Annotated in this window: 12 protein-coding genes; 7 read left to right on the top strand and 5 right to left on the bottom strand. The window is 44.1% G+C overall.

The window, feature by feature from the left end; genetic code table 11:
- Positions 1-118 precede the first annotated feature (118 nt).
- Complete coding sequence (locus K5677_RS09495; protein WP_296727255.1) at positions 119-1,084, top strand: hypothetical protein; 966 nt, start codon at positions 119-121, stop codon at positions 1,082-1,084.
- Positions 1,085-1,137: 53 nt separating this feature from the next.
- Here the strand turns inward: K5677_RS09495 and K5677_RS09490 are convergent, their stop codons facing one another.
- On the bottom strand, positions 1,138-1,983 hold the full coding sequence (locus tag K5677_RS09490; RefSeq protein WP_296727252.1) for a DUF2520 domain-containing protein: 846 nt from the start codon (positions 1,981-1,983) through the stop codon (positions 1,138-1,140).
- Positions 1,984-2,355: 372 nt separating this feature from the next.
- On the opposite strand from K5677_RS09490, the gene K5677_RS09485 reads away from it, so the two are divergent.
- From K5677_RS09485 to K5677_RS09460, 6 genes are all read left to right on the top strand, one after another.
- Positions 2,356-2,922, top strand: coding sequence for a sigma-70 family RNA polymerase sigma factor (locus K5677_RS09485; protein WP_296727250.1), 567 nt, complete (start codon positions 2,356-2,358; stop codon positions 2,920-2,922).
- A gap of 4 nt (positions 2,923-2,926) precedes the next feature.
- Positions 2,927-4,306 carry a hypothetical protein gene (locus tag K5677_RS09480; RefSeq protein ID WP_296727248.1) on the top strand — a complete coding sequence of 460 codons (1,380 nt, stop codon included), beginning with the start codon at positions 2,927-2,929 and terminating at the stop codon, positions 4,304-4,306.
- A gap of 147 nt (positions 4,307-4,453) precedes the next feature.
- Positions 4,454-6,820: an ABC transporter permease gene (locus K5677_RS09475; RefSeq protein ID WP_296727246.1), complete on the top strand. Its 2,367-nt coding sequence runs from the start codon at positions 4,454-4,456 to the stop codon at positions 6,818-6,820.
- 16 nt (positions 6,821-6,836) lie between these two features.
- On the top strand, positions 6,837-7,601 hold the full coding sequence (locus tag K5677_RS09470) for an ABC transporter ATP-binding protein (RefSeq protein ID WP_296727244.1): 765 nt from the start codon (positions 6,837-6,839) through the stop codon (positions 7,599-7,601).
- Position 7,602: 1 nt separating this feature from the next.
- Positions 7,603-8,268 (top strand): response regulator transcription factor, encoded by a 666-nt coding sequence (locus K5677_RS09465; RefSeq protein WP_296727242.1) that lies wholly within the window; start codon positions 7,603-7,605, stop codon positions 8,266-8,268.
- A 1-nt stretch (position 8,269) separates the two neighbouring features.
- A complete protein-coding gene (locus K5677_RS09460) occupies positions 8,270-9,502 on the top strand; it encodes a HAMP domain-containing sensor histidine kinase (protein ID WP_296727240.1) in 1,233 nt (410 codons plus the stop codon).
- Positions 9,503-9,721: 219 nt separating this feature from the next.
- On the opposite strand, the gene K5677_RS09455 is transcribed toward K5677_RS09460, so the two are convergent.
- The 4 genes from K5677_RS09455 to nudC form a co-directional block, all read right to left on the bottom strand.
- Positions 9,722-9,925: a hypothetical protein gene (locus tag K5677_RS09455; RefSeq protein ID WP_296727239.1), complete on the bottom strand. Its 204-nt coding sequence runs from the start codon at positions 9,923-9,925 to the stop codon at positions 9,722-9,724.
- Positions 9,926-10,215: 290 nt separating this feature from the next.
- A complete protein-coding gene (locus K5677_RS09450) occupies positions 10,216-11,640 on the bottom strand; it encodes a diguanylate cyclase (protein ID WP_296727237.1) in 1,425 nt (474 codons plus the stop codon).
- Positions 11,641-11,769: 129 nt separating this feature from the next.
- On the bottom strand, positions 11,770-13,182 hold the full coding sequence (locus K5677_RS09445) for a GGDEF domain-containing protein (RefSeq protein WP_296727236.1): 1,413 nt from the start codon (positions 13,180-13,182) through the stop codon (positions 11,770-11,772).
- 104 nt (positions 13,183-13,286) lie between these two features.
- A complete protein-coding gene (gene nudC, locus K5677_RS09440; protein WP_296727234.1) occupies positions 13,287-14,144 on the bottom strand; it encodes an NAD(+) diphosphatase in 858 nt (285 codons plus the stop codon).
- Positions 14,145-14,245 lie beyond the last annotated feature (101 nt).

Below are 14,245 nucleotides of genomic sequence, written 5' to 3'. Positions count from 1 at the left end.
TTTCGCGTCATAATAAAAATGCGCCATTCTTTTTTTCCGCGATCATTGCTATTTTTAGAATTATGTGTTATAATACAAGTATAATTTCCGCGTAAAGACGCTTTTTAGGAGGATGACCATGAAGGTAAGATTTCACCTGCCTGATTTCGCAAGAATGTTCAAATTCAATGTTGTATTTCTCACTATGCTCGAAAACAGTCCTGAGCTATTCCGCGAAGGAGTGGAGATAGCTTCAATATACGGCGTATTTCCGCCTTCACTCTGGAACGGCGGACGTGTAGTACACGGTATGTGCCAGAAGGACTTTGTAAAGGGAGTCACCGGCTACTTCAATAAAAAGGGCATTCCGCTCCGCTTTACTTTCACCAATCCCATGATAGAAAAAAAGCACCTCGGTGATGAGTTCTGCAACATGGTAATGCATATTGCAGACAACGGCATGAACGAGTGTATAGTTATGTCACCTGTTCTTGAAGACTACATAAGAAAGACCTATCCGAACTATAAGCTGACAAGCTCAACCTGCAAGCGTATCACTGAGCCTGAGTCTCTCTACAGTGAGGTCTGTAAGGATTACCACATCGTGGTACTGGACTATGACCTCAATAACAAATTTGATATTCTCGAAAAGATACCCGATAAGAGCAAGTGCGAGATACTTGTGAATGCCTGCTGTAATCCGGGCTGTGCAAACCGCTCTCTCCACTATGAGATGATAGGACTTGAACAGATAGCCTACGCAAATCACGTAAGGAAGTACCCTAACGTCCCTTTTGACTCTGCAAAGTTCGCCGCTTCTCACCCTGAAGCCAAGGCTATATTTGAGTGCAAATGCGAACACAGGAGCCTTTTTGATGTAAAAGACCTCAGCAATCATATTACTCCCGACGATATATGGAACAAGTACGTGCCCATGGGCTTCAATCAGTTCAAGATAGAGGGACGCACCTTTGATATGTTCAATCTTATGGAGCACTATCTCTACTACATGGTAAAGCCCGAATGTATCGACAAGGCTCGCCTTATTTTTCTGCGAAACCTCAGCCTCAACGGAGCTATCATAGTTCCTGATCAAGCTGTATAAAGCAAATACAAAAAGCTCCGCATACGCGGAGCTTTTATCTGTCTGAACATATTTTATCTGAGTATTCTTCTGAGCTCGGAAAAATCCGCCTCATTATTCTTCTGCTGAGCCACGTCAACAAGCTTCATGGAAACTGCCTTATACATACTTCTGTCGGTGTCATTATCCATGCATTCAAGGTGCTTTCTCACCATGCGTATGTCATTGCACTCAACAGGACCTGAAAGAGCCTCAACAGGACCTAATGCTAAGATACGCTTGATATTGTTCATGATAAGAGGCTGAAATGCCTTGAGCGCCTCTGTCTGTGAAAAACCGCACTTTTCCATGAGAGCGAGGCTCTCTGCTGCAAGTGCGCAGACCAGATTGCTTGAAATAGAGCAGGCTGCGTTGTACTGAGCCTTGTTCTCGCTTGATATTACCTTAGTTCCGTTGCCCATTTTGCGAAGCAGCTCATCCCAGCCGTTTATAAACTCATCGCTGCCCTCAATACAGAAAAACGCTTTGCCCAGTTCCTTAAACGAGTCATACTTACTGGTTATTGGGAAAAGCGGATGTATAGAGAAGCCGCTTGCACCGTATCTTGCGATATCGGGAAAAGCATCAGCTACTGACATAGCTCCGCTGCAGTGGCATATCTGCTTGCCGCCGATACCCACAGCCTTGACCTGTTCATACACTTCTTTGATAGCGCTGTCGGGGACAGTTAAAAATATCACGTCACTGTCGCCCACAAGCTCCGCCATACTATCGTATACGCGGCTCTTGGTAAATCTTGCTGCTTCAGTGGCAGACTGAAGCCTTTTGCTGTAGTATCCCGTGATAAAGATACCGTTCTCAGCAAAGTACCTGCCGAGGGAAAATCCTACTTTCCCTGCTCCTATAAATCCTATTTTCATTTTAATATCCTCCTGTAACCCTCTAATTTGGTTACCTTTTCTACATTATATCACAGTTTATTTCAATATACAAGCATTTTTATTACATTTTTTGTAATTTTTTGATATTAACAAATGTGAAAAACATATTTTATTCATAAATAATGATTATTTAATAATATTAACCGCAATTTATACCCTTTCAGGTGCACAAAATCAAGTTGTATTGTTGATTTACTACGAATTTATTATTAACGATTTTAGAACAAGTATTGCATTGGTAAGAAAAAAATGATATTATTAACTAATAGTCACAGTTTACCTATCTTTTGCGAGTATGTATTACAGAGCGTGACAAATGCATTTGAAAGCTTATATAAACGGAGGGATAAAATGACCGACCAACAGGCAAGAGAGCTTCTGAAAAGCTCTCCGCAAAAGGCTCACAGGCTTATTTTCGACGAATACTACAATTACGTCTACACAATAGTTTTCAATCGCCTGAGAAGCTCTGCTTCACGGGAGGATATAGACGAATGCGTCAGCGATGTTTTCAGCGACGTTTTCCGCCATTACAGTACAGAGCACGGCTACAGCGGCGATATAAAGGGATATATTGCAGCTATAGCCCGTAACAGAGCTGTTGATATGTTCCGAAGACTGCGTGCAGCGTCGGTAAATACTGTCCCTATTGACGGATATGAAACAATGCGGCTGGCAGCTTCCGAAAATATCACTGAGCTTGCCGAGAGAGCCGAGACCTGCCACGCGCTCCTTGACGCAGTAAAGTCTCTCGGAGAGCCTGACTGCTGCATAATCATGCAGAAATATTATTACGGAAGGAGCTCCGCTAATATTGCCGATAAGGTAGGTATGAAGCCCGAAGCGGTGCGAAAAAGGCTAAGCCGCGCAATGGATAAGCTAAGAAAAATACTTACGGATAACGGCGAGGGAAGGTGATGTCATGAAAGAAAAAAACGAATTTGATATTCTCGAAAACACCGAACAGAGCGTCATTGACAGGATATCTGAGGAGTTTCCGCCAGATGACACAGAAGAAAAGGAAAATGTATTCAGAATGAGCATTGAAAAATCCAATAAAGCAATCAGCAGCACATCGAAATTCACAGAAAACAGTGAACAGACCGTCAGCGGAGTCGAGGTCTACAAACCGCCAATATGGAAAAAATGTCTCAGTGCTGCTGCCGCAGTAATACTATTAGGCGGTGCAGCCGGCGGTATCAAGGCATACAAATATTTCATGAATGCTCACGTAAAAACAGACGATCCTGTGACAGAGGAAAATACAACTAACGATAATATGATCTCCGATGATGAAAACATCGAAGAACCAACAGAAGCACTTATCAGCGGCTGTCCATTTGATTTTGCGGCACATGAATTTATCAGACCTGATCCTGCCAGCCGAAAATTTACCTTTGTCTCCACAGGAAAATCAGAAGCTGAGGGTGGTAACGGCGAAACATCATTCAACCTATATGACGGCAATATTATCCCCCTTGAAAAGCGGCAGCAGCTTGCTGATTTCTTCAGCAGCTGTAAATGGGAAGAAATAAATGTGCCTGACTATCCCCCCACAATCTCAGACAGCATTCCATGGGAAGATAGATATGGACCTGTCAATAATTGTCCTTTTTTCCTGTACACCTATGAGCGGTTCTGTTTTTACAGTCTATCTGACGGCGAGTTCAATATGCTTGGATTCGACGGCGATCAGGATACTCTGACAGTCACAAGCTTCATGATAGAACCCAAATATGATGTGCCTGCTGATGATCCTGAACAAATTGTAGCGCATTACATTGCTGCCGATGAAAATCTGAATATCAATGATATTACCAAGTGCTACAAGATAGACTTTTCCTTTTTCCTAAGCAGGATAAAGGAGATACTTGGAGAAAATTTCCGCGATATAAGCATGGACCAATGGGGCTTCTTAGGCAAGGAATGGTCTGTAATAAGCGACGAGAACAGCGTTCCTGCTGAGCTTTCTGAAACAGATAAGCGTAAGCTGTGCAGCATATTAAAAAAAGGCTGCTGGAAGGAAGAATCCAGAGACAGCAAAACGATTTCCGCCGAGGAAGAAAAAGAGCTGTACAAGAATACTCCCCCTCCAGAAAGTGACAGATATGTAGTTCTGACAGGTAAGTTATTTGATTATAACTATGTTATCTGCCTTGAAGAATATTCCGACAAGATAATTGCAAAATATTATGACAGTGCGAGCAATATATCAGGAGACGATTATACAGAAGATATATATACCTATTCCTGCGATGATACATCATTGATATCAAGTGTAAAGGAATATCTCAGAAGCTGAGCTATACGCCGTCCTCCATTCGGAGGACGGCTTCCTTTTGCCTTGACAAAAGGCTTTTTTCACGATATACTATACTCCGGAAATGATTTAAGGATTATTTAATAATTCCCATGCTAATATATAATCACAGAAAGCGAGGGATAAATCATGTATATGAGAATACTGAAAAAAGACCTGAAACGAAAAAAGACCATGAACATCATACTCCTGATGTTCGTAATACTTGCCACTATGTTTGCGGCAAGCAGTGTAAACAATATCGTTACCGTTCTGAACGGTCTCGATTATTACTTTGAAAAAGCTGAACTCAGCGATCACTTTGTGATAACTCTCAACGACAACGGCGACGACATAGAGGAGCATCTATCAGGCATCCCGAACATCAAGGATTACCGCCGTGAGGATCAGCTGTTTTTCAACGACATCAGCCTTACAAAAAACGGCAAAAAGCTTGCTGAGTTTTCAAATGCGGGAATGATACTCTCCATCGACAACGCAAAGCTCAATTACTTCGACAAGGATAACGAGATACTCAAAAAAGTCCCCGAAGGATATGGATACTTCACAGGTTCATTAGTCAGCAATGCCGACATCGAAGCAGGTGAAGAGTTTAAGCTAAAGCTGGGAAATACCGAGCTGACGCTAAAATATAAAGGGCTTGCAAAGGACGCATTCCTCGGCTCTGAGATGTTCTATAATCCGCGTGTAATAATCAATAATGCAGACTATGAGAAATTCCTGGAAGACGAAAGCGTCATAGCAAATAACCAAAGCTCTGTTTTCTATATCAACGGATATGACAAGAAGGCTCTGGAATCTGACCTGTCAGACATTCCCGAATCACAGTTCAACAAGGGCATAAACATTGTCAGAACAAGCTACATCATGAACAGTATAGTAGCAGGACTTCTGCTTATCGTCAGCATCTGCCTTATACTTATCTCATTTGTCGTACTGAGGTTCACCATAAGCTTTACTATCAACGAGGAATTCCGTGAAATAGGCGTAATGAAGGCACTCGGACTGAAAAACACCTCCGTCCGCGGACTCTACCTCGTAAAATACCTGGGCATATCGGTCATCGGAGCAGTCATTGGTCTTGCACTGAGCTTTCCTTTCGGCAATGCCCTTATGAAATCAGTCAGTGAAAACATGGTGATCGGCAATGACAACACACTTCTCCTGAATATCCTGTGCAGTGTCATTGTGGTCCTTATAATAATGCTGTTCTGCTGGAGATGCACACGCAGGATAAAGAAGCTCTCGCCTATCGACGCGGTAAGAAGCGGTCAGACAGGAGAAAGATTCAAGAAGAAAGGGCTTATGCATCTGGGCAGGAGCAAGCTCGGCGCAACAGGCTTCCTTGCGTTCAATGATGTATTCAGCAGTCCAAAGCAATTCGGAGTAATGACAGTTATATTCACAGTATGCCTTTTACTTATAATGTGCCTTGCCAATACTGCAAACACTCTTGCAAGCGAGAAGCTCCTTCCATTATTCTGCACTCAGAAAAGCGATGTCTATATCACCGACAGCAATATGATCTCAAAGGTATTGACGGGCGAAATGACATATAAAGAGCTCAAAAGCGACATTGAACAGAAGCTTGCCGACAACGGTATGCCGGGAAAGGTCACATCTGAGGCTCTTATTTTCCCGACCATCGAGGCAAACGGCATAAAAGCCTCCTATGCATTCTCATTCAACAGGGATTCAAAAGCTTCCGATTACCTGTACTCAGCGGGCTATGCTCCCGAATATGCGGACGAGATCGCTATTACAGAACAGGTTGCAGAAAAGCTTGGGATAGGTATAGGCGACAATGTAAAGATCACCATTGACGGCAAAACAGATGATTACATGGTAACCGCATTTTTCCAGAGCATGATACAGCTTGGTGAATCGGGAAGATTCCACGAAAGTACTGACATACCCGATAAGTTCATCAAACAGGTCATGGGCTACCAGATAGATTTTGACGACTCTCCCGACAAGGCTGAAATAAACAGACGCATCAAAAGGATCAAGGATATTCTCGATACAAAGTATGTCGATGACACCGACGGCTTCGTAATGAATTGCATAGGAGCAAATATCAAGGACACCATAAACGGCGTAAAGCTTATGGTGATAATCATTACAGTGGTCATAATCATACTGATTTCGATCCTTATGGAGCGTTCCTTCATCACAAAGGAAAAAGCCGAGATAGCGCTGATGAAGGCTATGGGCTTCAGAACAGGCTCTGTTATAGCTCAGCACAGCCTCCGCTTTGCAATAGTAGCCGCCGCTGCTTCACTTCTTTCAGCCGTCCTCAGCACTCCCGTGACAAGGCTCTGCATCAATCCCATATTCAGGATAATGGGTGCTCTCAACGGCGTGGAATACAACATCAGACCTGTGGAGATATATGTTATATACCCTGTAATAGTTTTTGCGGCAACTGTGGCAGGTGTGCTTTTCACAGCACTCTGCATGAGATCGATCAAGGCTTCGGATACAGCCGATATATAAAAAGGAGATATGAGTTATGAATAATACAGCTATTCTTGAGGTAAAGGACCTCTGCAAGACATACATCATAAACAAAAGACAGAACAACGTTCTCAGGAACGTAAACTTCAGGATAAATGAAGGTGAAATGGTAGCCGTTATGGGACCGTCAGGCTCGGGAAAGTCCACTCTGCTCTACACTGTTTCGGGCATGGACAAGATGACCGCAGGCGACGTTAAGTTCTGCGGCAGAGAGCTCTCAAAGCTCAGGGAGAATGACCTTGCGAAAATGCGCCTCGACGATATGGGCTTCATCTTCCAGCAGATGTACATGATGAAGAACCTTTCCGTACTTGACAATATCATACTCCCGGCGGTAAAGTCCGACAAGATAAAGGAATCAAGAAATGAGACCATGAAGCGCGGACAGGCACTTATGAAAAAGCTCGGCATCATCGACATCTCAGATAACGACATCAACGAGGTATCCGGCGGACAGCTCCAGCGCGCCTGCATTTGCAGGAGCATGATAAACAATCCACGTATGATATTCGCTGACGAGCCCACAGGTGCTCTCAACCGCACCTCATCAGACGAGGTCATGGAGGAGCTTACCAAGCTCAACAACGAGGGCACAACAGTTATGCTGGTAACTCATGATGCAAAGGTCGCCGCAAAGTGCTCACGAGTGCTGTTTATAGTTGACGGAAACATAAATGGGGAGTATAATATTAACAGAAAGCTTCCACTCCGTGACCGTGAACGCGGACTGAATAACTGGCTTCTGGAAATGGGTTGGTAATATGACTGATGTACTTATCGTTGAGGATAACGCAGAGCTCTGCGGACTGCTGTGCGATTTTCTCCGCGCTGAAAATTATACCGTAAGCACTGCCGAAACAGCAGAAAAAGCCTTGTCTCTGTATGAAAAATACGGGGCAAGGCTTGTCCTGCTCGATATAAACCTGCCCGGACTTGACGGCTTTGCAGTGTGCAAAAGGATACGTGAGCAGGATAATACTCCAATAATCATCCTGACCGCAAGAGTTGACAAGGAAGACAAGCTTAACGGCATACTGCTTGGCGCCGATGACTATATCGAAAAGCCCTATGACATTGATATACTCATCGCAAAGATAAAGGGCATTTTCAGGCGCAGGCTGGCTCTTGACGTTATCACTGAGGGCAATATCACGCTGAATATAGCCGACGAGACCGTTCTCAAAAACGGCGAGCCAATCGCTATGACCGCTAAGGAATTCGAGCTGCTCCGTATGCTGATCGAAAACAAGGGACAGACTCTTGGCAAGGACTTGATTTTCAACAGGATATGGGGCTCAGACAGCGAATCCGAGCAGCAGACTCTCACCGTACACATAAAATGGCTGAGGCAGAAAATAGAGGACGATCCCAAAACTCCTGCAAGGATACTTACGGTATGGGGCAAGGGCTACCGCTGGGAGAGCTGATATGCAGAGATTTGACAAGCTCATTGCATGGATAGTCATTGCTATGGCGGCTGTGATCGCAGCTGTGAACCTCATAATGCTGAAGGCTCCCAAGCAGAATCAGCCCCTTTATAAGGTCGAGCTGAACCGCATAGAGCAGGAACTCAAAAACGGTCAGACCGTCACTGCCGACAGCTATCCCAATATCATCGGTATCTACGAATACGACGGCAGTGATGACTTCTACGAATGCAAAAATGAATACGTTATACGAATTGTTAATGGTAATACATACCGTATAGAATACACGGACAAAGCTGTGATAAAAAGCTCAGCTCTGCCCATTGCGGTCAACTCATGTATGGGCGGACTGTGCCTGATATTGACAGCCGTTCTTTTCTATATCCGCAGAAATATCGTCAAGCCCTTCGGAAAGATCAGCGACCTGCCCTATGACCTTGCAAAGGGAACTCTTACTGCTCCCGTAAAGGAAAATAAGGGCAAGTATTTCGGCAAGCTCGCATGGGGACTTGATATGCTTCGTCAGGAGCTTGAACAGGCAAAGCAGCGCGACCGTGACCGCGCAAAAAAGGAAAAAACTCTCCTGCTCTCCCTGTCCCACGATATAAAAACCCCCCTTTCCGCAGTAAAGCTCTACTCAAAGGCGCTTTCAAAGGGACTTTATCCCGACGCCGAAAAACAGCGTGAAGCCGCTGAGAGCATAAACTCAAAGGCTGATGAGATAGAGGGCTATGTTGCAGAAATGATAGGTGAACTCAACAGCGATGTTCTGACCTTTGACTTCAACAATACCGAATTCTACCTTGCAGACGTAATCAGCAGGATTTCAGACTACTACAGCGACAAGCTGTCGGTGCTGAAAACAGACTTTACTGTTGCAGAGTTCGGGAACTGCCTCATCTCAGGAGACCCCGACCGCCTTGAAGAGGTACTGCAAAACATAATCGAAAACGCTGTAAAATACGGTGACGGCGGCAATATCTCAATTGATTTCTCCGATGAGGAGAACTGTAGGCTTATCACCGTTTCCAACAGCGGCTGCACCCTTGCGGATACAGAACTGAACCACATTTTTGACAGCTTCTGGCGCGGCTCCAATACTGGCTCTCAGCAGGGCAGCGGTCTGGGACTTTATATCTGCCGACAGCTTATGAACGGCATGGGCGGCGATATATTCGCGGAAATCGACGGTGACCTTATGAAGGTGACTGTTGTATGCTCAAAGCCGCAATGACCACCTGTCAGCTTCAGACTAAACAAAAAAGGCGCTCAAGGGAAGCCCCCTCCGGCGGAACGCAGGTTACATTTACGAGACTGAAATTTCAGGCACGGTAACCATACTTTTCCGTTAAGAGGAGGCGACTAATGAGCGCCTTTTTGCACTTAAAGAAAAAAAGGAACGCCGAGAACGGCGTTCCACACACAGATATTTTGTCAGAGTCCAAATCATACATTAACTTCTGCTTGCACGTTCACGCTGCATCATGCGTCTCTGACGCTCCTGCTCAGCAAGCTGCGCCTGTCTTTCCTCTGAGCGTCTTATCTGCTCGCTGTAATAAATATCGTCCGACTCTTTTTTCTTCTTCGTTATAACAAAAACAAGTGCTGCAATAACTACACAGGCTGCGACAAGAGCAATAATAAATGGAACTGGCATAGGTATCCCTCCTTTGCTTAAAATCTTTTCAAAATTAACTCTATTTTAATTTTATCACAATGGGGTACACTCTTCAATCCGTAATTATGCCGAAATTGTGCTCGCTGTCTTGGCTGTTTTGCACAAAGAAATGTTACAACAAAATCGCATATCGCCGCTCGCCGTAAACAATAAAGTGCAGAACTGAGCTCACTCAGGCAGGATCACGGCAAAAAAATACCGAGCCCATAATTTCAGGCTCGGTAATCCTGTTCTTCGGCTTAGAGAAGACGGCTTGACCGCACTCTCTGTTACGTACGTTTTCTTTCCGGGAACATTGCGTAAAAGCGTTCCTTGTCCATATACATTCGCTCATCGGCAGTCCTCATAGCCTTGCGTATGTCGCCCTCTCCATTGTCAAAATAGTATCCCAGTGCAAAGCTGATATTCTTTGGATCCTCCGAGTCTCTGCGAAGCTTCTCGACCCGCTTTTTCAGCTCAGCTTCCTCCGTCTTACAGTCGAGTATCATAAACTCATCACCGCCTGCGCGGTATATCTCACCGTCGCAGAACACATCGCGAAGTATCTCCGCAGCACCTTTAAGAAGCCTGTCTCCTGCACTGTGTCCTTCATTGTCGTTTTTTTGCTTCAAGCCGTTAAGGTCAGCAAAAATAACACCATAGGCATCAGGCTTTTTGTCTCTGCTTCTGATGAACCAGTCAACGCGGTTATTCATGGCATTGCGGTTATAGACTCCCGTAAGCATATCAATAGTACCCATGATCCTCAGCTGGTCAACAAGCTGATAATTGGCTATTTCGGAAGCTATGAGATGTGTGGTGAGTTCGAGGACTTCCTTTATCTTCGAGGCATTTTCAGTATCGAAATTGACCGCCCAGATATAGCCCAGAGTCTCATCATTGTATTCAAGCGGAAACAGCACAAGGCTCTCTACGCCTGCATTTTCCAGTGATCTCTGCCAAATCAGATTACGTCTTTTCAGTTCTTCCATATCACTTGAATTCTTTATGATAAGGCAGGTGCTTCCTGCTATGGTATCAGGCCATGTTTCAACGATATCAAAGAAATCAACTGCATTCTCCCTCATGTGGACTTCCATAGGCTTGATGTCTAATCCCGGAGCTATGACCTGCGTCAGTACAGAGCACTTTCTTTCCTTGAAATCCGTTAGGAAAACGCAGCATCTGTCGGCATTGCATATCTCACGTATATCCGACATAACATCTTCCATAGTATTCTTAAAATCCCTTGTGCCGTTGAGTTTCAGGCTCGTCTGCAATACCGCAGATGAGACATCAGCCGAAATATTAGTCATTCTCTCGCTGTTTTTCTCAAGTGTGAACTCCTGAGTATAGGTGCAGTAGCCCTTATTAGGTTCAGAAGAAGCAAGCGGCATCATATACATATCTATCCAGAAGCTGTAACGCTCGGGGTGGATATATGTATGGAACGGCTTCTTCATTATGGCACAGTTGTAGATAGCCGCCTCAAAATTCAGGTCCTTCGGAATATATTGTTCATAAGGAGAATCGGGAATGAACTTATTATTTAGCATCTGATTTGAAGAAATATTCTCAGGATTTTCTATAGAATCGATATATGCCTTATTGCCAGCAACAAGACGGATATTGCCATAGCTTCCGTCAGAGAATTTTTCCACGGATATAATGCACGTCATAGGTTCAATATTATTGACAAATTCCTGAAAATCCATACTTTCTCCTTTCAGCCCAGCAGGCGTATATTTTTTACATTATCATTATAGCACATATTTTTTGATGCGTCCAGTTAAATTTATGTGAATAATATCAAGAGCTGCATTAAAGCGGAGCAACTCTGCAAATTATTTTCTCTTTCGTTCAGGGAACTTCTTGTAATATCTTTTCTTGTCGGCGTACATTCTCTCGTCAGCGGTTCGCATTGCAAAGCGGATATCTCCGCCCTCTGCCTCAAAATAGCCGCCTACAGCAAAGCTGATATTCTTTGGATCCTCAGAGTCCCTGCGCAGCTTTTCCATACGCTTTTCCAGCTCCTCCTCGGGAACATTTACCGCCATTATCATGAACTCGTCGCCTCCTGCACGGTAAATGTCGCTGTCATAAAACAGGCCCCGAAGTATCTCTGCTGCATTTTTAAGCAGCTTATCGCCTTCGATATGTCCGCCGCTGTCATTGACCTGTTTGAGTCCGTTAAGGTCAGCAAAAACTATACCGTATTTCTCGGGCGTGGACTCTGTACCTGCAATATATCGGTCAACACGGTGATTCATAGCGTTGCGGTTATAAATGCCTGTAAGCAGATCGACAGAGCTCATTATCTCAAGCTGATTAAGCAGCTGATAGTTTGCTATGGCGTATGCGATGAAATATGTGGTAAGCTCAAGTGTCTCTCTGATCTTGAGGGCATTTTCAACATCAAAGTCAGTTACCCATATATAGCCCTTTGTATCGCCATTATAAACAAGAGGAAACAGCACGAGAGTCTTTACATCATAGACCTTCAGTGACTCGTACCACAGCTTATTTCTGCTTTTCAGGACCTCCATGTCCTGATGATTCTTTATCATAAGGAAATCGCTGCCGTCAATGGTATCAGGCCACGTTTTTACAATTTCAAAGAAAGAATCATCGATTATTCCCTCGATAGGACCGAATTCGCCTTCAATAATATGGCTGTCGCTGAGAAGCTTACAGGTTTCGGCTTCAAAATCAGTAAGCAGCAAGCAGCAGCGGTTAGCCTTGCAGAGGTCACGTATATCCATTACTACCCCGTCTATGGACTTCTTGAAGTCAGTAGCTCCATATAATTTTATACAGCTTTGCAGTACAGCAGAGGCAGTTGCAAGAGAAATATTTGACATAAGCTCGCTGTCGGCATTGACAGTGACAGTATATGTATACGAGCAATAGCCGATATTCTCATCATCGCTCTGCAAAGGCATGAAGAACAGATTGAACCATATGTCAAATCTTCCGGGATGTACATATGTATGGAGGACCTCTTTCCTGACTGCCGAGCGATAGCAGAAATCCTCAAAATTCAGGTCATGGGGAAAGTATTTTGTATACAGTGAATTCGGCACAAATACTTTTTCCTTTGCAACGTCTGAATTTGCGTCGGGGTTGTTTTCTATTGATTCAATATATGCTTTATTTCCATCGAGAATACGAATATTTCCGTAGCCGCCGGGCTTTTTTTCTACGGACATAATACAAGTCACAGAATCACAGCTGTCTAAATAGCCTCTAAAATCCATATAGAACTCCTTTCTGAAATAGAGGAGATAAAACACCTTCTTTTGATATTATATCACATATTTTATCAAATGTCCAGTAAAAATTATATGAATAATGCAAAATCTTATTTTTCGAGAACTCTCCTGCCGATACTCTTGAAAAGCTTCATCATCTCATTTGTAAGGCTATGGTCATAGGGCTGAAGAACTATCTCGTCACTTCTCAGCCATTCTGCGTATTTCAGCTCATTTTCGTCCATATGTATAGCGCAGTCTCCCTCTGCTTCACAGAAAAAGCCTGCCAGGATATTTGCCGCTATCCCCCACGGCTGTGACTTGTAATATCGGATATTCTTGACTTTTATGCCTGTCTCCTCCATTACCTCACGGGAAACTGTAGCCTCAAGAGACTCCCCTATCTCAGTAAAGCCTGCCACAAGAGCATTGTGGGCAAAGCCTTTCCTGTAGCGCGTTATAAGAAGCTTTTCGCCGCTGACTACGCCCACAATGACAGCAGGATCTATCCTCGGATAGACCTTTTTGCCGCATTCGGGGCAGATCATGGCTCTCTCGGACTCGTCATGAACATTTTCAGCACCGCAGCGTCCGCAGAATCGGCTGTTCAGATACCACTCGGCAAGATGCTGAGCCGTGAATCCGGCAAAAAGATACTTACGAGGCTGAGGATCGGTGCTGCGTATCTTTCTGATACTGCCGAATGAGTATTTTTCGGGAAGTACCTCAGTAATATCTCCGTCTGTCAGAAGCAGAAAGAAGCCCTCGCCCTCTACCTCAAACAGATACGTTAGCTTATCTGCATATTCCGCAGGAAGCTGGCAGACCTTAGGGAATCCTATGATGTTGTTTTCAGCAAGGTATGCCATTTCACCCGATCTGTAAACTATGACTCTGTCAGAAGCCGCAGGGCGTCTGCAAAGTGAAAATTCGTTTTTAAATAGTTTTTCTCCTATATCCTGTATCATATTATACCTCTTTTCATATTGAGTTCACATTATTTTATCATATTGTACAACAGAAATCAATGCATAGATCATATTTATTGATCAGAACCGCGGCAAACCGA

The organism is Ruminococcus sp. (assembly GCF_024684275.1).
The sequence above is the reverse complement of the archived record's forward strand: the minus strand, read 5'-3'. Positions and strand labels throughout refer to the sequence as shown.